We start from the raw sequence: 20,693 nt of genomic DNA on the forward strand, positions 1-20,693 counted from the left end.
CATGGCTTCGGACAAGCGCCAGCGCGGCTTTCTCGGCAGTGGATGGAACTACGGTCTGCCCACGCTCGGCTCCGACGGATTCGGCATCGGTCTGGACGCGGACGGCCGCATCGCCGAGGCCGACGGCGAACAACTGGTCCACCAGTCGATCTGGCTGATCCTCGGCACCGCCATCGGCGAGCGCGTCAGTCGCCCGGATTTCGGCTGCGCGATCCACGACCTGGTCTTCGCGTCGCTCGATGCCTCGACCCTCGGACAGATCGACCATGCCGTGCGCCAGGCGCTGGAACTTTGGGAGCCGCGCATCGAGCTGATCGGCGTGCGATCGGAGCCGTCGCAGTCGTCCGAGGGCGCGGTGACGGTCGAGATCCACTACCTGATCCGCGCCACCAACAGCCGTTTCAACATGGTCTACCCCTTCTATCTCACCGCTGCCGAGCCGGCCTGACATGAAGCCCATCACGCCTCCCGACATCGATTCGCGCGACAACGCAGACCTGGTCCGGCAGACATCGCGGCTGGCGCAGGCACTGTCGGGCTGGTCGCCCGGCGCCGGCCCGGATGCGGCCTCGGCCCTGATCGGTGCGTTCGCCGGCATGGCGCAGCAGGTCATCGCGCGCCTGAACCAGATGCCGAACCGGCATTTCCTGGCCTATCTGCGCATGCTCGGCCTGCAACCGCGGCCCGCGCGCGCGGCCGAAGTGCCGCTGACGTTCACCGCCAGCGCGGGCGCCCAGCAGGTGCGGGTGCCGGCCGGCACCCAGGTGCGTGGACAGCGTGCCGACGGCAGCAGCGTCACCTTCTACACCAGCGACGCGCTGGAGTTGCTGCCGGCCGGCGGACCGCTGCTGGCGCGTGCGATCAGCTACCAGCCGAAGGAGGCGAACTGTCTCGACCGGATCTCGTTCGATACCTCGATCGCGACCGGCAGGGCGGCGGGCAGCTACCAGGTGTTCGCCGGAGAAGACGCGGTGGAGCACGCGGTCTATCTGGCCGCCGACGAGGTGATCTCGATTGTCGACGCGACGGTCGAGCTGTCGATCGACTTCGCGTCCGCCGCCGATGCCGAGGCCTGGGCGGACCTGCAGGAGGCCGGCAGCGTGGTCTGGGAGTATTTTTCCGACGCCGACGAGGGCGCTGCGTGGAAGCCGCTTGTCCCCGGCGCGGGCACGACCGACGACCGGACCTATCGCTGCCAGTTGTTCGACCCGCAGACGCGACCCGCGGACATGGCCGGCTGCACGTTGCGGTCGGCGCCCGCGGCCGGGCACGCCTGCTGGGTCCGGGTACGCCTGGATACCGTTCCGTTGGGAGGCGTCGGCTCGATCCCCGATTGGTGCGACGCGCATCTGACCACGACCGTGCCGGTCCTGATGGCCGAGGCCGCACCCGAGCAGGTGTTGTTCAATGGTCTGGCGATCGACACCGGCAAGGACTACCAGCCGTTGGGGCCGCAGCCGGCGTTGAACGATTGCTGCACCGTCGTCTACGCGCCGGTGCCGGTCGCGGCGGACGCGACGATCACCTTGCGGGTCACCCTGGCCGCCTCGGACCAGGCGCTGGTGGCCGGCGACGATCCGCGACTCGCCTGGGAGCTGGGTGCCGGCGACCGCTGGTGTGCGGTGATGCCCGAATTCACCTCGGACCCGCCGCCGCAGGGGAGCGACGTGGCGGACGCCGATGCCCCGTCCGATGCCACCTACGCCAGCGTGTCGACACTGAAGCACGACGGCACCGCGCGAATCCGGCTTTTCCGCGCCCCGTCCGATGTCGAGCAGCCGAGCCTGCGCATCCGGATCGCGTCGGGCAGCTATGGCACCGGCGTCACCGCCGCCACCGACCCCGCCAACGGCGATGCGGTCACCGGCGTCATCGACAACGGCTGTCGTCCGCCTGTCCTCGCCGGCCTCGCAGTGAGCGCCGAGTACACCCCCAGCGTGACGCCCGTCTGCGTGGTCGACAATGGCGAGGGCGGTCAGGTGCTGGATTTCTCGACCCCGCTGACGCCGTTCCGTTTCCGCGACGACGACCAGCCGGCGTTCTATCTGGCCTTCGGCGATTCGCTCGGCCAAGCCTCGGTGTCGCTGTATCTGGAGGTCAGCCCGCTGTCGGGCGTGACCCGCGAGAGCGTCAACGCGGTGAAGAACGGGAGCAACGGTTTCGGTGGCGAGGGCCTGGCGGACGTGTGCTGGGAATATCCGGTCTCCGCCGAGTCGGGCGTCACCCGGTGGCGGACGCTGCAGGTCGAGGACGGTACCCAAGGCTTCGCCCAGAGCGGCTTCCTGCGCTTCATCGCTCCGTCCGACCACCTGCGCAGCGCCCAGTTCGGATCGCTGCCCCTGTACTGGTTGCGTGCGCGCCTGAGCGCGGGCGGCTACGCGGTATCTCCGTGCGCGGGCCGGGTGCTGCCCAACAGCGTGGCCGCGAGCAACGCCCGGGGCGTGCACGACGAGGTGCTGGGGTCCAGTCATCAGACCCCCGGGCAGACCTTCGTCCTCGCCCATACGCCGGTCCTGGAGAACACCAGGCTGGTGGTGCGCGAACCGCTCGCGCCGTCCGCCGACCCGGCATCGGGCGGCGGCGAGCTGCCAGGGAAGGCGGAGCCGGAAGACGGATCGACGCAGACCGGCACGGCCTGGATGCGCTGGCAGCAGGTCGGCAGCTTCGCGGCCTCCGGACCGCAGGATCGCCACTACACGCTCGATCACGGCAGCGGCACGGTGACCTTCGGCGACGGCAGGAACGGTCGGGTTCCGCCGGCCGGCAGGAACAACGTGGTGATGGCCCACTACCGCTCCGGCGGCGGTGCCGACGGCAATCTGCCCGCGGGAGTGATCAACCGCCTGGTCACCGCGGTTGCCCACGTCGCTTCGGTCGACAACCTCGTGGCTGCGTCGGGCGGCGCGGACGGCGAGGACAACGGCGCGGTCATGGACTGGGGGCCGAAGCTGCTGCGCCACCGAGGTTGCGCCACCGCGCGCCAGGACTATGAGGACCTGGTCAGGCAGGGGTTCCCGCAGATCGCCAAGGTGAGGGCGATCACACCGGGCTTCGACCCGACCGCCAGTGCCGGCTCCGCGCCCAGTGCCGGCCATGTTCTGATCGTCGTCGTTCCCGACGACGAGTGCGCGCGGCCGTCGCCGCAGCTGGGCCTGCTGCGCCAGGTCGAAGGCTTCATCCGCTCGCGCATGCCGCCCGCGGTAGCGCTGGGGCTGTCCGGACCGGACTGGATGCAGGTCGCGGTCACGGTCACCGTCGTTGCGCGCGGCATGGACCGTGCCGATGCGCTGGGGGAGGAGGTCGAACGCGCGCTGGAGCGGTTTCTGCATCCGCTGTCGGGCGGTTTCGACCACGCCGGCTGGGAGCTGGGGCAGATGGTGCACGACTCCGACCTGATGCGACTGCTGGCCTCGCTGCCGGGCGTCGACGGGGTCGGCGAGCTGTCCGTGTCGCGACGGCCGCTGCTGACCCGGACCGGAGCCGCGGTCGGCAACGAGGTGGCCGAGGACATCGCCGACCGCAGGCTCGATGTGCTGCTGGTCTGCTCGGGCAGGCACACCGTGACGATTGCCGGGAGCGCATGACCATGCCGATCGAACTGCCCGATCTCGACGATATCGACTACGACGAGCTGATCTCCGGCGCGGTTGCCGCGCTGCCGGGGTACGGCTCGGACTGGACCGACTACAACCCTTCCGACCCCGGAATCGCTGTGCTGGAGATGCTGGCGTGGCTGACGGAGATGCTGGTCTATCGCAGCAACCGGATCCAGCCCGAAAGCTACCGCGCGTTCCTGCAGCTGTTGACCGGATACGGAGAATCGGTGCTGCGCGATCTGCAGGCGGTCTCGGGGGACGAGGCTGCGCTGGCAGGTCCGCACGATCCTTCAGCCGGCGAGCCGCTGCAGACGGTGCGCGAAGTGCTGCAGCTGCTGCGCCGCCGCTATCGCGCGGTCACCGTGACCGACTACGAGCGACTGGCGCTGTTGGCCTTCCCGCAGACGCACGCCGCCGATGCGATCGCCAGCGCCGATGGCGGGTCGATCGCGCGTCTGGTTTGCCTGCCCGAGGTGAATGCAGCCGCTGGCGGCGGCGAAGCGGCGCCGGAAGCGCAGCCCGGCGCGATCAGTCTTGTCGTGTTGCCGCAGGCAACCGACAGCGCCCCCTGGTCGCAACCGTCGGCCGATCTGGCCGATGCGCTGTCGGCGTTCTTCGAGGACCGCCGCATCGTGACCACGACGGTATGCGTGGCCGGTCCCCGCTTCGTAGCGCTGCAGGTCGCCGCCACCCTGTACATCGACAGCGACTTCCGCGCACCCGAGGTCCTGGAGCGGGCCCGCCGGGTGCTGTTCGAGTATCTGCATCCACTTCATGGAGGTGCCGATCGAGGCGGCTGGCCGTTCGGGCGCACCGTCCGCGGCAGCGATCTGACGGTGCGGCTGGCCGCGGTGCCCGGCGTCGCCTTCGTCGAGGGCGCGAGCGTCAACGGCGGCGACTCGGTCGTGCTGGCGGACGATCAGCTGCCGCAGATGGCGCCGTCCGATTTCGATCCGACCGCGATGGTGCTGCAGGGCGTCCTGGGCCAGCAGGGCAGCCAGTGGGTCGCCTGGATGCCGGACACGGAGGCTGAATGATGATGAGGGGTGATTGCAAGGACGGTCAGGTCAGCCAGTACCTGCAGTACCTGCCGGCGCCGCTGCAGGACGGGCGTTTCATTGGCCGCTTCCTGCTCGCCTTCCAGGCGGTGCTGTCCGGCGGCGTGACGGTGCCCGCGAGCGGCGCCGGACGCGGCGTCGAACGCCTGCAGGGACTGGCCGAGACCCTGGACGGAATCTCCGCCTACTTCCGCCCGCAGGACACGCCGGAGGACTTCCTGCCGTGGCTGGCGAGCTGGGTGGCGGTCGACCTGCGCGAAGACTGGTCCGACGCGACCCGCCGCAACGTGGTGGCATCGGTCGTGCCCCTGTACATGCTGCGCGGCACCCGCAGGGGGATCGAGCAGATGCTGAGGCTGTGCGTCACCGAGGCGGTGGAGATCAGCGTCGACGACGGCGACTCGTCGGTCAACCACTACCACTTCGTGGTGAGCCTGACCATCCGGGCGCGCCAGAACCCGGCGACGCTGCGCCAGCTCTACCGCAAGGTCGAGGCGGCGATCGAGCTGCAGAAGCCCGCGCACACCTACTACAGCCTGCAACTGCAGTACCCCTCGCTGGTCCTGCTGGATCGGCCCGATCCCGACCTGGGCGATCCGCCCTCCCTGCGCGAAACGGTGCTCGCGGCGCAGGGCGTGTACGTGGCGCGCAACACCGTGCTCGGCAGCGTGCCGGTGGACATGCAGACCGGTGTGAAGTTGCCGGCGCCGCTGCTGCAGGCGGTGAGCGATCGCCCGCCGTCGCGGACGTGAGCGCCACGCCACCAGGTCAGACCCGAATCATCGACAGGAGAGATGTCATGAGCAACACCCCCAGCACGCCGCCGGCCGACCAGCGACGGCCGCTGTACGTCACCTCGAGGCTGCGCTACTTCGACGGCGAGTTCCTGGCGACCGCGGACTTCGTCGACGAACAGAACTACCACGTCGATCGCCAGACCCGGCACGAGACGCACCTGCATGCGCCGGGTGTCCTCGAGGGCCTGGCGGTGCGGATCGACGGAAGTGGGGCATCGCCGTTGTCGGTCGTGGTCGCGCCAGGCTCGGCGCTGGACGCGATGGGCAACCAGATTCTGCTGGCCGAGGCGACCACGGTGACGCTGGAAGCCGATGCCGCCAACGGCGACTACCTCGTCTTCGTCAGTTTCGTGGAGACGCCGTCCGACCCGCAACAGGGCAGTGGCGGCGAAACCCGCTTCACCCAGGCGCCCGCGAAGACGATCGGTATCGGCAGCGAGGTGCCGGAGGGAGCGCTGCCGCTGGCCAGGGTGCGGGTGACCGGAGGCAGCATCGATGCCGTCGACATGGACTGCGTCCGGGTGGACGGGCGCACCCGGCGCTATGCCGGCGCGCACCTGCCGGGACCTCCCGGCGAGGCGGCGACGCTTCGGGTCGAGAACGTGGTTGCCGCGCAGACCGCAGACGCCTATCCGGAGGATGGCGGCTATGTGCCGCCCGACTACCGGGTGTTGTTGACCGCGCGCGGTGGATTCGAGGTCGATGCGGAAGCCGGTAGCCCATTGCTGGAGGTGACCGGGGAAGGGGTCGCGGCGTCCGTGCCGATGGAGGCGCGCGACGGCCTGGTGGTCACCGGGACCGGCGCGGTGACGGACCTGTTCAACGCGCAGGCGATGATGGCGGTCGGGACCGCGCAGTCGCCGACCCATAATTTCGAGGTCTGGAACAACGCCGACCCCGGCGCTTCCGCGCCGCTGTTCTGCGTCCTGGACGAAACCAAGGGGATCCAGGCCTATTCGAAGGCGACCATCGGCGCCAATGGCCGGATGTCGATCGGGAAGAGCTATTCCAACGGCAGTCCCGACGACAACCTGGAAGTATGGGACGGCAATGCGCGGCTTCTTGGCGTGACCGCCGAGAGTGCCGCCCTGGATGCGGGCGTCGTCCTGCATGCGAGCGGCGGCGTCACCGTCGCGGATACGAAGATCTACGACAGCGGCGTGATGTCGATCGGGCATGCGTCCTCCGACCGGACGCATCCGCTGGAGGTGTGGAGCGGCGATGCGAAGTTGTTCGTGGTCACGCCCGGCGCCGTGAACGTGAGCGAGTCGATACCCTTGAAGCCCGGCGGCGGACTGGTGGTCGCCGACACGCGGATCGATGGCTCGGGCACCGTCTCGATCGGGCATGCGCCCGACAATGTCTCGCACCCGCTCGAGGTCTGGGACGGCGCCACCAAACTGCTCGCGGTCACCGCCGATGGCGTGAACGTATGCTCGAACAAGCCCTTCTCCGCCAATGGCGGGATATCGGTGTCGGATACCTGCTTCGACGGCACCGGCACCCTGTCGATCGGGCATGCCCCGGACGACGTCACGCATCCGCTGGAGGTGTGGGGCGGCGGCACCAAGCTGCTCGCGGTGTCCACCAGCAGTGTGGCCGTGGGCGCGACGGCCCGGTTGAACGCCAATGGCGGTCTTGCCGTGTCGGATACCCGCATCGACACCAGCGGGACCTTGTCGATCGGGCATGCGCCGGACGACAGCTCCCATCCGCTGGAGGTCTGGAGCGGTGGAACCCGGCTGTTCACGGTCACCGGCAACGCGGTGAACGTCGCCGGTGCGGCCCACATGAACGCCAATGGAGGCATGACCGTGGGCGACGGCATGACCCTCAACGGAAATTCGAGTCTGCTGGGCCAGAGGCAGGACCTCGAGTTCGGTACCGAATACAGCGCCGCCAGCGACGGATTCGTGGTGGCCTGGCTGGACTGCCACATCGACAAGCGACAGGAAAATATTGTGGGCGAGGTGGGTGGAGAAACCCGCGCGGCCGCTTCCTCGCATCGCGATGCCGACGGCAGCAACAAGACACTGGTGGACTACTGCAGCATCACGATGCCGGTGAGAAAGGGAGAGACGTGGAAGGTGAGTCACACGCAGGACTCCGATCTGCCTGGAGACACAAGCGGATCGAATCAGCGTCGCCTGTATTTCATGCCGATAGGCAACTGAACCCAATGGAGGATTTATGAACGACATGAACGTTGTTGCGGATAAGGATGTCACCGTCGAGACCCTAACGGTCAAGGACGGGATGACGCTGAACGGGCCTTCGAGCCTGCTGGGCCTGGGCAAGCAGACCTACGAATGGGGCACCGACTACACCGCCGCCAGCGATGGGATCGTGGTCGCATGGCTGGACTGCCATACCGACAAGCGCCAGGGGAACCTGGTGGGTCAGGTGAACGGAAGCACCCGCGCCGCCGCATCGGCGCATCGCGACGCCGACGGCAGCAACAAGACGCTGGTGGACTATTGCAGCATCACGATGCCGGTGAGGAAGGGCGAGGAGTGGAGGGTGGATTTCTCGCAGGACTGCGACCTTCCCGGTGGTACGAGCGGACCTGCCGCGCGCAGTCTGTGCTGGATGCCGGTCGGTAACCCGGCCGACTCGTGAAGTGAGGGGAGGGCGGTATGAAGGAGCTTCTGGAGAGACGCCTGGAAACGCTTGCCGCCGAGCAGCAAAAGGGCCGGCAAGCCCTCGCCGAGCTCGATGAGCAGCGCGCGCAGCTTGCCCGGACCCTGCTGCGCATAGAGGGGGCGATGGCGGTACTGGGCGAGATGCTCGCAAACCCGTCGGATGCGTCCGGCGTCCGCTCGCACGATGCGGGCGTCCGCCAGGTGCCGCCGGCGGCCGATGCCGCGATGCCCTCCTCGAACGGCGGGACCCCCTAGGTGCCGCCATGACGAAGGCGGTATCCGGCATTCCGGCCCGGGAGGAACGGGGCCGTGTCGGGTGCCGCCTTTGTCGAAGGCGACGCAGGCCCGATCGGATCCAAAGGAACACGACCATGTCCAGTGCCCAGGCCGCGTCGATCGTCGACGTCGGCTTCACCTGTTCGAACTCACACCTGCGCGCCGAACTGGAGCGGGTGGAGTGGCTCGTGCGTGCGGCCACCGAAGTACGCGAGACCGAGGTGCCCGTGCAACCGGAGCATGCGCGGCAATGGCGGCAGCGTGGCGTCGGCGGGATCGTCGAAACGGTCGACACGATACTGACCGGAACCCTGCTGGAACCGGAAGCGAGGCCCGAACTGCAAAGCGCGCGCGAACGCGGCGAGGCGCTGCGGTCGCGAAATGCCGCATCGGCGCGGGTCGCGCAGGCGCGGGGTGTATGCCTGCGACTGGAGCGCCTGGCCGACTACGCCGCGCTGGAGCCGCAGGATCGCGACCTGTTGCTGCTGTCGATGTTGCCGGCGCTGGACAGCCGCTTCAGCGACCTGCTCGGCTATCTGCTGCCCGATCATCGTGGTGGATGGCCGACATTGGAACTGGCCGAGCGGCTGCTCGCCGTCGATGGTCACGCGCGCTGGCGCCTGCGCAGCCGCCTCGGCGCACAGGCGCCGCTGCGGCGCCACGATCTGTTGCGGTTGCCGGATGGCCGCCAGTCCGATCCGCTGCCGGCGCCGAGGCAGCCGTTGCAGCCGGATCCGAGAGTGCTCGCGTTCCTGCTTGGAGACGACGCGCCGGACGAACGGATCGCTGCGTATGTGCGGGTGGTACGGGTGGGTGGCGATGCCGGTGGGCCGACACTGCCGTCGGAACGTCTTGCCGCCCTGATCGACCTGCTGGAGGCGCAACCCGTGCAGGGCCCGGGAGCGATCATCCACCTGGCCGGACCGGCGGGGTGCGGCAAGAAGATGCTGGCGGCGGCGCTCGCCGCACGCCAGGGGCGGCCGCTGCTGGTGGTCGAGCGCGCCCTGCTGGAGCTGGCGACGCCGGGACTGCCGGCGATCGTCCTGCGCGAAGCGATGATGCAGCGTGCGGCGGTGTATTGGGACGGACTGGACGACTGGATGTCGGGGCGCTCGCCACCGTTGCAGCATGCGATGCGGCAGGCACTCGCGGACTATCGCCCCTGGCTGTTCTCGGGCGGGTGCGACGACTGGCGGCACCATTGCCGGCTCGGCCGGCGGCCGGTGGTCGAGGTGACCGTGCCGACGCCGGATGCGGCGCAACTGGCCGCGTGCTGGCGCGACGCCACCTCCGCGTTCAAGCCGATCGACCCGGACCTGGACCTGGAGTCCTTCACCGCGACGGTGCGATTGCCGCCCGCGGCGATCGAGGCTGCCGGGGCGACCGCCGCCGCGCTATCGCGGCTGCGGGAACCGCGGGCACCGTTCGTTTCCCGACGCATGCTGCTGGCCGCGGCCCGCCAACTGCACAGCGGCGGGTTGTCCGCCCTGGCCCGGCGCATCCGGGCGCGTCCGGGCTGGGACGATCTGGTGCTACCGGATTCGCGCCGCAAGGCCCTGCGCGATCTCTGCCATCACGTCCGCTACCGCCACAAGGTGATGGCGCAATGGGGCTTCGACCGCACCCTGATGCTGGGGCGTGGGGTCAGTGCGCTGTTCTCGGGCCCGCCCGGCACCGGAAAGACGATGGCCGCCGCGGTCCTGGCCACCGAGCTGGGCCTGGACCTGTATCACGTCGATCTGTCGCAGGTGGTCAGCAAGTACATCGGCGAAACCGAGAAGCACTTGGCGCGCCTGTTCGACGAGGCCGAGGCCAACAGCGCAATCCTGTTCTTCGACGAGGCCGACGCCCTGTTCGGCAAGCGCACCGAGGTCCGCGATTCCCACGACCGCTACGCCAATCTGGAGACCAGCTACCTGCTGCAACGGGTCGACGAGTACGAAGGACTGGTGATCCTGGCGTCCAACCTGCCCAGGAACATGGACGAGGCCTTTGTCCGCCGCCTGCGCTTCATCGTGCCCTTCACGGTTCCGGACCGCACACAGCGACTGGCGATCTGGCAGCGCCTGCTACCGGCGCGGACGCCGCGCAGCGACGACATCGATCTGGAACGTCTTGCCGACGGCATCGAGCTGTCCGGCGGCTACCTGCGCAACATCGCCGTGTCCGCCGCCTACCTCGCTGCGGCAGAGGACGTCGCGGTCGGCATGCGTCACCTGTCCGCGGCCACCCAGCGCGAGTACGCCAAGGTCGGCCGGGTTTTCGAGGACGAGGAACTTGAATCCATCTTCCGCACCGAGCGGAAACAGCCCTAGGAGGCGCATCGCCATGCCTGGTTCGGAAAGAGAACTGCCTGAAGAGACACTGGCCCGCCTGCAGGGCGAGGGGGCGCTCGAACCGTACAGTGAACCGGTCGACGGGTTCGATGACGAAAGCGACGACGAGTTCGATGTCGAGCATGACCCGGACATGGACGACTTCTCGGGCGATGCAGCGCCGGGGTTCGACCGCCCGGAGGCCTCCGGTGCCCGGGAACTGCTGGACACGCTCGAAGACGTGGAACTGGAGTGCGGCGGCGATGTCGCGGCGCTCGTGGCCGATATCGGGGAAAACGATCCGGTCGACGAGGAGTCCGACGACGAGTACGACGAGGTCGGACCGGACGATCCGGAGGTGTCCGGGGCCGGCAACGAACCGACCATAGAAAGCCTCATGGAGTTGATCGAAAGATCGACCGTGGTCGAGGGCGAGGGAGCGGATGGCGCAGAAGCGGACGGGCGCCGGAACGTCGCCGCGGACGATCTGCTGGAAATGTACTTTCAGTCCGGGCGGAACGAGGAGGCCGAGGACCGGAGCGCCTCGGATGTCGGTAGCGCCGAAGTCGCCACCGAGGATTCGTCCCATGTCTCCGGAGAGTCATGGAGAGACGAGTCCAGTTCCCTGGATGGCCTCCAGAATCCTGAGACCGTCGGGGGCGACGGGCCCGTGAGGCGCGATGCCATCCGGCGCAACGGGCAGCGACGCTACGTCAAGCTGTACAACGCGGCGGTCGGCAGGGGATCGCCGCTGCGGAAGCTTCGCAAGCGGGGTGCCGCATGCAGTGTCGATGGGTCGGGCACGTTGGGGATTGACGTCATATCGATGGCGCTGACGGCGGGCGCGCTGGGCATTCCCGTGCCGACCAGCCTGCTCGCGAGGCTCGGTCCCGAGTTGACCTTGCAGCTCAGCGGGACGATCACCACCGGCGACGACCACAAGATCCGCTCGGCAATCAAGATCAAGGTCAGCGGCGCCCTGAACATCAACATCGCCGAGAAAGCCGGCGCCAGCGCCTCGGTGAGTGCCGGGATCAGCGGGGCGCTTGTCGGTTCGTACGACAACCTCGAACATTTCGTCGCGCACTACCTGCGCTCGATCTCCGACGTTGTCACCACCTTCGTCCTGTACAAGGCGGGAAAGTTCGTCAAGCGGATGCTCGGGCGACTGGGGGGGCGGGGTACCAGGCTGAAGAACGACGATCCGCAATACAGCGCCATTCGCGAACTGGAGCGACGCAGGCGGACTCGGGTCAAGGCCATATCCGTCGACACGCGTGCCGATGTCCGGGCCTTGATGGGCCTGTTTGGCGCGGGAGCGGGGATCTCGGTCACCGGCAAGCGGTTCACCAGAAAGATCAATTTCGACAGGGGCGAAACCGCCAGCCGGGGGCGGAAACACGAACGCAAGACCGGTTTCGTCATCGAGGGCGTTACCTCCGTCGATGCCGGACCATTCAGCGGGACCCTGTCGTTGTCGCATATATACAACGATGCCAATCCGGACAACGACGGCACCTACATCACGGCCACCATCAGCGGCAGCGTGGAAGCCGTCGCCAACCTGCTGCGCGCGCCGGTCGATGCGACCGCCGACATCAGCGTCACCGCCGGCGGCACCTTGATGGACCTGCTGAGCGGCACCGTCGGCGCGACGATCGAGAAGATGAGCCTCCCCGTGGGCAGCGTCGGCATCGGAATCAATGCGGGGACCCAGGTCACGCTGGTCTGGTATCAGAGCGGAAATACGACCAGACGCATGTTGGCGAGAGATGTCAGCCTGCCGAGCTTCAAGCTGTTGTACAAGCGCGCCACCGTGCCGGTCGGCCTGAGCGCCGGCGTCGGTGGCGTGCCGCTGTATGGGGGGCTGACCCTTGGGCTCGGTGCCGGTTTCGGTCTCACCTTCGCCGGACACGAGACGATCGGCCACTCCTCGATCGCCTATGTGCAGACGATCTACCTGGGCCTGCAGGCGGACGATCGGGGGAACCACGAGGGTCGGGCCCGCTGGTTGAAGTGGGCCCGAAAGCATCGGGACGATCTGGATAAGATGCGGCAATCGCGCAACGTGAGGAGAGAGCTGCACGAGCTGGCCACGTCGCTGGGCAGGATCGGGACGTTCCAGGACGCATATGCCGGCGGCGATGTCGACCAGTGGCTGGGCGGCGTCATGGCCCTGTTCGATGCCGAGGGCGCGCGTCGCAGAGGCTCGCGATGGTCGAGGTACGCTTCGTATGGGGACTTCGTCTCGTATTGACGACGCTGTCAGTTGATCGGGCGGGCAAGGATGAAGCCGGAGCCTTCCGCAACGGGCGCGAACGGCCTTTCCGGACGCGGACGCGAAGCGACCGCGGCGGCCGGAGGCATCAGCTGGCCAGATCCCGCTCCAGTGCGGCCCGCAGGTCCGCCGGCAACGGCACCGGGCGCCGGGTGTCCGGCGATACGCAGACCTGGGTCTGGGAGGCGCGGAAGGTCTCGGTGCCGTCGCGGTTGCGGGCGACGACCCGCAGCGCGAACGCGTGCGTGCGGATCTCCTCGACCGACACTTTGATCGCGATCTCCTCGTCCCAGGTCATCGGGTGCAGGAACTCGATCGACAGCGCCCGCGCCGGTGGCAGCACCCCCATCGCGAAGATCCGCCGCGCCGCCGGTCCGTCGAGGAGGTGCGACAGGAACGCCAGCCCCGCCTCGACCACGAAGTGACCGATCCGCGGCGTGTACACCACGCCCCCGGGATCGCAGTCCCCGAACAGGATGGTGCGGTTGATCGTCAATGGCATGGCGGGCTCCGCGTCCGGTGCAGATGGGGGGCATGTTGGATCATGCCGGCCGATGATGCGAATGGCGGGAAGGCGTGCGGGATTGGAGGGTGGATGAGGCCGTAGCGGCGATGAGGTGTCCGCCCTCCCGGGAGTCGGCATCCATCGCGACGGCGAAAAGGACCAGCCCCGCGACCAGATGGAGCACTGAGATGGCCTTGAAGACGAGCATGCGGGTATGTTCTGTAGCGGTCCCGTGGGCGAGCCGTTGGGGGGCGGCTACGGCAATTGCACGTGTTCCACCCACTTGTCCGCAGTGAATCCGAGAACAATTCCCAGCACAAGTGCGAGAACGTAGCCCTGCGAGGAGGCGTCGAGCAACGCGGCAATCGCGCAGGCCAGGGCGACGCCCAGGACAGTCTGCGCCGACAGTGACAGTGAGCGCTTCTTTCCGGAAGCCCCGAATACGACGATGACGCAGTAGAAGCCGAACAGGAATGCGATCACCACGCCGCGAACGGCGTTGGAGTCCGCGGCTTCTATGCGCCAGAAGGCGAACAGCGCAAACACGCCGCCAAACAAGACGGCTGCTGCGATCGACCACAGATTCATGGCGGCCTCCCGATCATGCGTGCCAGTACGCCCGCGAAGCGGTGCCGGCCTGGCTGGATCGCCGGCACCGGCGGTGAGCGGCGTGTGTGTTTGTGGCCATTATGAAGCGGACGGCCGCCCGTCGCGATCCGGCACGGCGGCGAACTGCGCCTTGATCCATGAGGCAACCGCGCCGACGGCCGGATTGTCCGTTGCGCGTGGCCGCGTCACCAGGAAGTAGTCGTGGGCGGGCATGCGCGGTCCGAAGCATTCCACGAGCGCACCCGAGGCCAGTTCCGGCGCCACCAGCAGGGTGCTCAGCAGCCCGATTCCCTGTCCGGCCACGGCGGCCTGGATTGCGTGGGTTTCGTCGCTGAAGCGCAAGAACGGGGTGTCGTCGGGAATCGCCACGCCGGAGGCCTTGCTCCAGCGTTCCCAGGTCGGATTGCGCGGCGTCGCGCGCTTCCACTTGAAGTCGATGAGAGGCGTGGTGGCGACCGCTTCGGCGCTGTCGATCTCCAGCAGGGGGTTGCAGACGGGGGAGAACTCGTCCTGCCACAGACGCTCGACGACGTGGCCAGGGTAGTCGCCCTGGCCGTAGCGGATGGCGATGTCGACCTCGCTGCGGGCAAGCGGCACGACATCGTCGGAGGCCGCCAGTTGGAGGTCGATCGACCGCTCCAGTTTGCTGAAGGCGGCAAGCCGCGGAACCAGCCAGCGCGCGGTGAAGGCGTTGGTCGCCCCGATCGTGACGACGGTGCGGCCTCCCGGTTTCGCCGCCCGCTCGATCGCGTCCTGGAACGCGTCGAAGCCGTTGCGGAGCACCGGGAACAGCTGGAGCCCGACATCGGTCAGCACCACTTTGCGGACCTGGCGGGTGAACAGCGCGATGCCCAGTTCCGCTTCCAGGTCGCGGATCTGGTGGCTGATCGCGGTCGGGGTCACCCCGAGTTCCTCGGCGGCGCCCTTGAAGCTGCCGATCCGCGCCGCTGCCTCGAACGCGCGCAGGGCGGACAGCGGCAGTCTTCTTCGGGTTATCGGCATACGGGTGAATTCATCTCATCTATTTGGCGAGAAATGGTCGTTTGTCGGTGTTTTTACGCTCTGGAAGAGTGGTCCTGCGCTCCTCGACATGAGGGCGACTCATCCAAACCAGTCTATCCCAGGAGAACCCCATGATCGCCAAGGTCAACACCCATCCGGACCCCTACGCCCCCTATCTGCTGTCGCAGGCCATCCGCGTCGACCGCCTGCTCTTCGTCAGCGGCCAGGCCGGCTACGACGCGTCGGGCAAGATCGTCCCCGGCGACTTCCTTGCCCAGGGGCGCCAGGCCTTCGCCAACCTGCGGCGAGCGCTGGAGGCCGGCGGCTCGAGCCTGGACAAGGTCGCCAAGGTCACGATCTTCGTGACCGACATGGCCGACTTCAAGGACGTCGTCGCGCTGAGGCGCGAATTCTTCTCCGAGCCCTATCCGGCCGACACCATCGCCCAGGTTTCCGCGCTCTACGATCCCAAGGTGATGATCGAGATCGAGGCGATCGCGGTCGTCGACGAGGCGCGCTGACATGCGCGCCTCCGCCACCCCGATGCACCCCCACGGGATCCTGTCGACGCCGACGCGGATCGGGCCGATCCAGTTGCGCAACCGGCTGTCGGTGGCACCGATGACCCGGGTGAGCGCGACCGCGGAGGGCGTCCCCACCACGCGCATGCGCGACTACTACGAGGCGTTCGCGCGTGGCGGGTTCGGGCTGGTGATCACCGAGGGCATCTACACCGATCGTGCGTTCTCGCAGGGCTACCTGTACCAGCCGGGGCTGACCGACGATGCGCAGCAGGCGGCGTGGCACGGGATCGTCGATCGCGTCCACGCCCATGGCGCGCGGATCTTCGCCCAGTTGATGCATGCCGGCGCGCTGTCGCAGGGCAACCGGTTCCGCGACCGCGGCGCCGGACCGTCGGCGGTCGAGCCCAGGGGCGAGCAGATGAGCTTCTACCGGGGGCAGGGCCGCTATCCCGTTCCGCTGGAGATGGGGCAGGCGGAGATCGACGAAGCCGTGGACGGCTTTGCGCAAGCCGCCGCGCGTGCGTTCGCCACGGGCTTCGATGGTGTGGAGATCCATGGTGCCAACGGCTACCTGATCGACCAGTTCCTGACCCGCTACTCCAACCACCGGCAGGATGGCTACGGAGGCGATACCGGCAACCGCATCCGCCTGCTGGAGCAGGTGGCCGTCGCCGTCCGCCAGCGGGTGGGTGACGGCAAGGTCGTGGGGGTCCGCGTTTCCCAGGGCAAGGTCAACGACTTCCCGCACAAGTGGGAGGAAGGGCTGGAAGACGCCAGGACCATCTTCCAGCGAATCGGCCGGCTGCCGGTCGACTACGTGCACACCACCGAGTTCGAGGCGTGGCAGCCGGCGTTCGGGGCGGGCGCGAGCCTGGCGTCCCTCGCTCGGGAGCATGCCCGCCTGCCGGTCATCGCCAACGGTTCGCTCCATCATCCCGAGCGCGCCACCGCGATGATCGCCGCGGACGAGGCCAGCATGGTTTCGCTGGGACGTGGCGCGCTCGCCAACGCCGATTGGCCGCGACGTGTCGATGCCGGGCTCGCCGTCTCGGAGTTCAATTGCGCACTGCTGTCGCCGATCGCCGATCTGGAGAACGCCGAGCGTGTCTGCGCGGAAGGCTGATGGCCGCGGCCGACCGCCCCTCCAGTCGGGAGGGGCGTCGCCACGAAGGTCGTTGTGCTCGATGCGTCGTGCCCGAACCTGCCGATGTCGCGCACGGCCGGCGGCAGATCGTGGCCGGGACGTGGAGGTTGGCGGCACGCGGTGCGATGCCTGTAGGCAGCGATCGTGCACCTGGACCGTCGCCGGCGAAACGCGCCGGAGCCGCACTTCCAATCCTGTCATCGCCGGAGCGGCAGGGCGTGCACGAGCGGCGATCCGGATATTGGATCGGCTTGCCCACCGCCTCCATTCGACCCGCCCCCGACAACCGGCGAGAATGGCGGTCCCCCGGTGCCTGTCCGCCACTTCGTCCCATGACCGCTTTCACTCCATCGTCCTCCGGCCCGACCTCCGCCGCGATGCCGGATCCGGCCTCGCTGCGCCTGTCGGTCGCCCCGATGATGGACTGGACCGACTCCCATTGCCGGGTGTTCCACCGGCTGCTGGCACCGCATGCGCGGTTGTACAGCGAGATGGTCCATGCCAACGCGGTGATCCATGGCGATCGCGAGCGTCTGCTGGCGATGGATCCGGTCGAGCATCCGGTCGCGCTGCAACTGGGCGGCAGCGAGCCGGCGTTGCTGGCGCAGGCGGCGCGGATTGGTGCGGAGTGGGGCTTTGACGAGATCAACCTCAACTGCGGCTGCCCGTCCGACCGGGTCCAGGCGGGGCGCTTCGGTGCCTGTCTGATGCGCGAGCCGGCATTGGTCGCCGATTCGGTGGCGGCGATGGTCGCGGCCTGCGCCGGGCTGGAGCGGCCGGTACCGGTGACGGTCAAGTGCCGGCTCGGGGTCGACGACGACCACGACTACGACCGCTTCCGTGCCTTCATCGACACCGTCGCCGCGGCCGGTTGCGGGATCTTCGTGGTCCACGCCCGCAACGCCTGGCTGCAGGGCCTGAGTCCGAAGGAGAATCGCGAGGTGCCGCCGCTGCGCTACGACTGGGCCTACCGGCTCAAGCGCGAGCGGCCCGATCTGCGGGTGCTGGTCAATGGCGGGATCGCCGATGCCGACGAGGCGACCGCGCACCTGGCGCACACCGACGGCGCGATGCTCGGCCGCGCGGCCTACCACACGCCGTACCTGCTGCACCGGCTCGACGTGGCCTGGTTCGCGGGGCCGCCTTTCAATGGCGTGCTGAAATCGCGCGGCGAGCTGCTGCGCGCGCTGCGGCCGTATGTCGAGGCGCAGCTCGAGCGCGGGGTCTACCTCAAACACATCACCCGCCACCTGCTGGGGCTGTTCGCCGGCGAACGCGGCGGCCGCGCGTTCCGCCAGGTGCTCAGCGAGGGCGCGCACAAGCCCGGGGCCGACTGGTCGCTGGTCGAGCGCGCGCTGGCGCTCACCGAGTCCTTCGCCGGGCCCGAGCGGCAGCGGGCCTGATCCGGTCGCTCGCGGGCCCGCCGACATGACGCCATCGCCATGATCACCCGCGACCCATCCGCCTTCCTCGATGCCGCGCGTGGCTGCGCCGCCGACTTCGGGCCGGCGACCGCACGGGCGGCGTTCCTGGTCGCCCCGGATGGCTTCGCCCGCGCCGAGCAGTCGGCCGGCGACAACCGTTACATGGCCGCCGCCGGTTTCGATGCCACGCGCGCGCTGGCCGAGCATCGCGGACTGCACCGCGCCCTGTCGGCCTGCCTGCCGACGGTCTGCTTCGCCGGCGTTCCGGCGACCCCGGATGCGGTGTTCCCCAACAATGTGTTCGCGACCGTGGCCGGGCGTTGCCTGGTCGCGCGGATGCGCCACCCCGTCCGCCAGCGCGAGGCCGCCCGCGCCGACATCCGCGGCTTCTTCAGCGATGTGCTGGGCTACGCGCTGCATGACCTGTCGACCCAGCCGCATCCCTGCGAGCTGACCGGCTCGATGGTGATCGATCGCGCCCGCGGGCTGGGCTTCTGCGGCCTGTCGGAACGCTGCGACGAGGCCGGGGCGCGGCTGATGCACGAGGCCTTTGGCCTGCGCGCGACCCTGATGTTCGAGCTGGCCCCGGGCGAGTACCACACCAACGTCGTGCTGGCGGTGCTGGCCGGACGCGCGGCCCTGGTCTGCGCCGATGGTTTCGCCGACCCGGCGCTGGCCGCGACGATCGCCGGCCTGTACGCGCCGCATGCGTTGATGCTGTCGGCCGAGGCACGCGCCGCCTACGCCGGCAATGCGATCGCCCTGGGTGCGGACACGGTGTGGATGAGCGCGCGCGCGCAGCGGGCGCTGGGCGAGGCCGGGCGATTCGCGCTGCGGGCGGCGGGATTCCGGGTGGCCGCGGTGGCGCTGGACGCGGTCGAGGCCGCCGGCGGCTCGCTGCGCTGCTGCGTCGGCGAGATTTTCTGAGTCCGCTCAACGGCTTGCCGACAGGGCCCGTGGCGGCGGCACGCTTGCGTCCGTTCCCCGGGCGTGGCTGAATGGGGGCCGCCCGGATACCGGAAAAGTTCAGATCGGATTCACCGCCTTGTTCAGAGAATGCCCCTGCAACGCCACCCACGTGGCCTCTGCACAGCCGCATCGGCACCGGTTTCCGGTGAACGGTCGCGGCAGCTCCCGAAACGACCTGTTCCGCAAGCGCCGGAGACCCATGCCCAGATCGCTCGCCCGCTCCACCGTGTTGATCCTGCTGGCCGCGTCCGCGGTCGTCGGCGGTGAGGTCGCGGCGCAGCAACTCGGACGCGGTCCGGCGCCGACGGACCGTCGCGAGTCGCGGCCGGCCGAGCCGGCCCGGCACTCGCGCGGTGCCGACCACCGTGCGCTCAGCGACGCGGTACGGCGGGTCGAGCGGCGTACCGGCGGGCAGGTTCTCAGCGCCGAACGCGTGCCTTTCGACGGGCGCGACGTGAATCGCATCAAGGTGGTCGACTCCAGCGGCCGGGTCCGCGTCTACATGGACGATCCCCATTCCTCGCGCGCGCCGCGCCCGATGCCCGAGCGGCTCGATGCGCGACGTACACGCGACGACGACGACTGAAGCTCCAAGGTGTAGGCATTCCCGGGCCGTTGGCGGCCTCGGGCATCCCCTCCACGGAGTTCCCCCGAACGGAGTTCCCATGCGAATCCTGCTTGTAGAAGACGAAGCCCCGCTGCGCGAGACCCTGGCCGCCCGCCTCAAGCGCGACGGTTACGCGGTCGACGCCGCCCAGGACGGCGAGGAAGGCCTGTACATGGGCCGCGAAGTGCCGTTCGACCTGGGCATCATCGACCTCGGCCTGCCCAAGATGTCGGGCATGGAGCTGATCAAGGCGCTGCGCGACGAGGGCAAGAAGTTCCCGATCCTGATCCTGACCGCGCGTTCGAGCTGGCAGGACAAGGTCGAGGGCCTGAAGCAGGGCGCCGACGACTACCTGGTCAAGCCGTTCCACGTCGAGGAGCTGCTGGCGCGCATCAACGCGCTGGTCCGCCGCGCCGCGGGCTGGAGCAAGCCGACCCTGGAGTGCGGGCCGGTGACCCTGGACCTGGCCGCGCAGACGGTCAGCGTCGACGGCCAGAACGTCGACCTGACCAGTTACGAATACAAGGTGCTCGAGTACCTGATGATGCATGCCGGCGAGCTGGTCTCCAAGGCCGACCTGACCGAGCACATCTACCAGCAGGACTTCGACCGCGACTCCAACGTGCTGGAGGTCTTCATCGGTCGCCTGCGCAAGAAGCTCGATCCGGAAGGCGCGCTCAAGCCGATCGAGACCGTGCGCGGTCGCGGCTACCGCTTCGCGATCCCGCGCAGCGGGGAGTGAAGCCGGCGTCGGTCCCGGATTCGACGTGGACCGGCCACGACGGGCGTGGACAGGGCAGCGGCCTTGTCCGCGCCCTTTCGTTTCCAGCGTCCGGTTTCCCGGCCCGCTCCGCCCGAAAGCGCCCTGATGCATCCCCGGCCGCCGCACCGCTAACCTGTCGCCGCATGTCCAGCCCGTCTTCCAACCCACTTGCACCTGTCCAGGC

General features: G+C 68.8%; 18 protein-coding genes. 15 read left to right on the plus strand and 3 right to left on the minus strand.

Annotated features, from left to right (window positions below; translation table 11 throughout):
• Position 1: 1 nt before the first annotated feature.
• The 9 genes from C9I47_RS03370 to C9I47_RS03410 all read left to right on the plus strand — a co-directional run bounded on the left by C9I47_RS03370 (position 2) and on the right by C9I47_RS03410 (position 12,941).
• On the plus strand, positions 2 to 448 hold the full coding sequence (locus tag C9I47_RS03370; protein ID WP_111265488.1) for a GPW/gp25 family protein: 447 nt from the start codon (positions 2 to 4) through the stop codon (positions 446 to 448).
• A 1-nt stretch (position 449) separates the two neighbouring features.
• Positions 450 to 3,584 (plus strand): putative baseplate assembly protein, encoded by a 3,135-nt coding sequence (locus tag C9I47_RS03375; RefSeq protein ID WP_111265489.1) that lies wholly within the window; start codon positions 450 to 452, stop codon positions 3,582 to 3,584.
• Entirely contained in the window at positions 3,581 to 4,633 is a 1,053-nt protein-coding gene (locus tag C9I47_RS03380; protein ID WP_145985415.1) for a baseplate J/gp47 family protein, read from the plus strand. Before C9I47_RS03375 ends, C9I47_RS03380 begins: the two co-directional genes overlap by 4 nt.
• Entirely contained in the window at positions 4,633 to 5,406 is a 774-nt protein-coding gene (locus C9I47_RS03385; protein WP_190238591.1) for a phage tail protein, read from the plus strand. The genes C9I47_RS03380 and C9I47_RS03385 overlap by 1 nt, the downstream gene beginning before the upstream one ends.
• Positions 5,407 to 5,453: 47 nt before the next feature.
• On the plus strand, positions 5,454 to 7,625 hold the full coding sequence (locus C9I47_RS03390; protein WP_111265492.1) for a hypothetical protein: 2,172 nt from the start codon (positions 5,454 to 5,456) through the stop codon (positions 7,623 to 7,625).
• A gap of 16 nt (positions 7,626 to 7,641) precedes the next feature.
• A complete protein-coding gene (locus C9I47_RS03395) occupies positions 7,642 to 8,070 on the plus strand; it encodes a hypothetical protein (protein ID WP_111265493.1) in 429 nt (142 codons plus the stop codon).
• Between the two features lie 17 nt (positions 8,071 to 8,087).
• Positions 8,088 to 8,348 (plus strand): hypothetical protein, encoded by a 261-nt coding sequence (locus C9I47_RS03400; protein WP_111265494.1) that lies wholly within the window; start codon positions 8,088 to 8,090, stop codon positions 8,346 to 8,348.
• Positions 8,349 to 8,464: 116 nt separating this feature from the next.
• Positions 8,465 to 10,684: an ATP-binding protein gene (locus tag C9I47_RS03405; RefSeq protein WP_111265495.1), complete on the plus strand. Its 2,220-nt coding sequence runs from the start codon at positions 8,465 to 8,467 to the stop codon at positions 10,682 to 10,684.
• Between the two features lie 13 nt (positions 10,685 to 10,697).
• Positions 10,698 to 12,941 (plus strand): hypothetical protein, encoded by a 2,244-nt coding sequence (locus tag C9I47_RS03410; protein ID WP_111265496.1) that lies wholly within the window; start codon positions 10,698 to 10,700, stop codon positions 12,939 to 12,941.
• A 109-nt stretch (positions 12,942 to 13,050) separates the two neighbouring features.
• On the opposite strand, the gene C9I47_RS03415 is transcribed toward C9I47_RS03410, so the two are convergent.
• The 3 genes from C9I47_RS03415 to C9I47_RS03425 all read right to left on the minus strand — a co-directional run bounded on the left by C9I47_RS03415 (position 13,051) and on the right by C9I47_RS03425 (position 15,078).
• On the minus strand, positions 13,051 to 13,464 hold the full coding sequence (locus C9I47_RS03415; protein WP_111265497.1) for an acyl-CoA thioesterase: 414 nt from the start codon (positions 13,462 to 13,464) through the stop codon (positions 13,051 to 13,053).
• A gap of 258 nt (positions 13,465 to 13,722) precedes the next feature.
• Positions 13,723 to 14,055, minus strand: coding sequence for a hypothetical protein (locus C9I47_RS03420; RefSeq protein ID WP_111265498.1), 333 nt, complete (start codon positions 14,053 to 14,055; stop codon positions 13,723 to 13,725).
• A gap of 99 nt (positions 14,056 to 14,154) precedes the next feature.
• Positions 14,155 to 15,078 carry a LysR substrate-binding domain-containing protein gene (locus C9I47_RS03425; protein WP_223250264.1) on the minus strand — a complete coding sequence of 308 codons (924 nt, stop codon included), beginning with the start codon at positions 15,076 to 15,078 and terminating at the stop codon, positions 14,155 to 14,157.
• A 131-nt stretch (positions 15,079 to 15,209) separates the two neighbouring features.
• Here C9I47_RS03425 and C9I47_RS03430 point away from each other — a divergent pair, with 131 nt between their 5' ends.
• From C9I47_RS03430 to C9I47_RS03455, 6 genes are all read left to right on the plus strand, one after another.
• Positions 15,210 to 15,599, plus strand: coding sequence for a RidA family protein (locus C9I47_RS03430; protein WP_111265499.1), 390 nt, complete (start codon positions 15,210 to 15,212; stop codon positions 15,597 to 15,599).
• 1 nt (position 15,600) lies between these two features.
• Positions 15,601 to 16,725: an oxidoreductase gene (locus tag C9I47_RS03435; protein ID WP_223250265.1), complete on the plus strand. Its 1,125-nt coding sequence runs from the start codon at positions 15,601 to 15,603 to the stop codon at positions 16,723 to 16,725.
• Positions 16,726 to 17,078: 353 nt separating this feature from the next.
• Entirely contained in the window at positions 17,079 to 18,149 is a 1,071-nt protein-coding gene (gene dusA, locus C9I47_RS03440) for a tRNA dihydrouridine(20/20a) synthase DusA (protein WP_190238592.1), read from the plus strand.
• A 39-nt stretch (positions 18,150 to 18,188) separates the two neighbouring features.
• Positions 18,189 to 19,097: an arginine deiminase-related protein gene (locus tag C9I47_RS03445; protein ID WP_111265501.1), complete on the plus strand. Its 909-nt coding sequence runs from the start codon at positions 18,189 to 18,191 to the stop codon at positions 19,095 to 19,097.
• A gap of 241 nt (positions 19,098 to 19,338) precedes the next feature.
• A complete protein-coding gene (locus C9I47_RS03450; protein ID WP_111265502.1) occupies positions 19,339 to 19,725 on the plus strand; it encodes a PepSY domain-containing protein in 387 nt (128 codons plus the stop codon).
• Between the two features lie 79 nt (positions 19,726 to 19,804).
• On the plus strand, positions 19,805 to 20,488 hold the full coding sequence (locus C9I47_RS03455) for a response regulator transcription factor (RefSeq protein WP_111265503.1): 684 nt from the start codon (positions 19,805 to 19,807) through the stop codon (positions 20,486 to 20,488).
• Positions 20,489 to 20,693 lie beyond the last annotated feature (205 nt).

Origin of the sequence: Marilutibacter maris, from assembly GCF_003233695.1 — a bacterium.
In the GTDB taxonomy this organism is placed as follows: Bacteria; Pseudomonadota; Gammaproteobacteria; order Xanthomonadales; family Xanthomonadaceae; genus Marilutibacter; species Marilutibacter maris.

Bases quoted from the DNA above. Each gene is read 5' to 3' on its own strand.
- C9I47_RS03420 (WP_111265498.1), bottom strand. From the start codon at position 14,055: ATGAATCTGTGGTCGATCGCAGCAGCCGTCTTGTTTGGCGGCGTGTTT.
- C9I47_RS03375 (WP_111265489.1), top strand. From the start codon at position 450: ATGAAGCCCATCACGCCTCCCGACATCGATTCGCGCGACAACGCAGAC.
- C9I47_RS03400 (WP_111265494.1), top strand. From the start codon at position 8,088: ATGAAGGAGCTTCTGGAGAGACGCCTGGAAACGCTTGCCGCCGAGCAG.
- dusA (WP_190238592.1), top strand. From the start codon at position 17,079: ATGACCGCTTTCACTCCATCGTCCTCCGGCCCGACCTCCGCCGCGATG.
- C9I47_RS03445 (WP_111265501.1), top strand. From the start codon at position 18,189: ATGATCACCCGCGACCCATCCGCCTTCCTCGATGCCGCGCGTGGCTGC.
- C9I47_RS03380 (WP_145985415.1), top strand. From the start codon at position 3,581: ATGACCATGCCGATCGAACTGCCCGATCTCGACGATATCGACTACGAC.
- C9I47_RS03435 (WP_223250265.1), top strand. From the start codon at position 15,601: ATGCGCGCCTCCGCCACCCCGATGCACCCCCACGGGATCCTGTCGACG.
- C9I47_RS03425 (WP_223250264.1), bottom strand. From the start codon at position 15,078: ATGCCGATAACCCGAAGAAGACTGCCGCTGTCCGCCCTGCGCGCGTTC.
- C9I47_RS03390 (WP_111265492.1), top strand. From the start codon at position 5,454: ATGAGCAACACCCCCAGCACGCCGCCGGCCGACCAGCGACGGCCGCTG.
- C9I47_RS03415 (WP_111265497.1), bottom strand. From the start codon at position 13,464: ATGCCATTGACGATCAACCGCACCATCCTGTTCGGGGACTGCGATCCC.
- C9I47_RS03410 (WP_111265496.1), top strand. From the start codon at position 10,698: ATGCCTGGTTCGGAAAGAGAACTGCCTGAAGAGACACTGGCCCGCCTG.
- C9I47_RS03385 (WP_190238591.1), top strand. From the start codon at position 4,633: ATGATGAGGGGTGATTGCAAGGACGGTCAGGTCAGCCAGTACCTGCAG.
- C9I47_RS03370 (WP_111265488.1), top strand. From the start codon at position 2: ATGGCTTCGGACAAGCGCCAGCGCGGCTTTCTCGGCAGTGGATGGAAC.
- C9I47_RS03455 (WP_111265503.1), top strand. From the start codon at position 19,805: ATGCGAATCCTGCTTGTAGAAGACGAAGCCCCGCTGCGCGAGACCCTG.
- C9I47_RS03395 (WP_111265493.1), top strand. From the start codon at position 7,642: ATGAACGACATGAACGTTGTTGCGGATAAGGATGTCACCGTCGAGACC.
- C9I47_RS03430 (WP_111265499.1), top strand. From the start codon at position 15,210: ATGATCGCCAAGGTCAACACCCATCCGGACCCCTACGCCCCCTATCTG.
- C9I47_RS03450 (WP_111265502.1), top strand. From the start codon at position 19,339: ATGCCCAGATCGCTCGCCCGCTCCACCGTGTTGATCCTGCTGGCCGCG.
- C9I47_RS03405 (WP_111265495.1), top strand. From the start codon at position 8,465: ATGTCCAGTGCCCAGGCCGCGTCGATCGTCGACGTCGGCTTCACCTGT.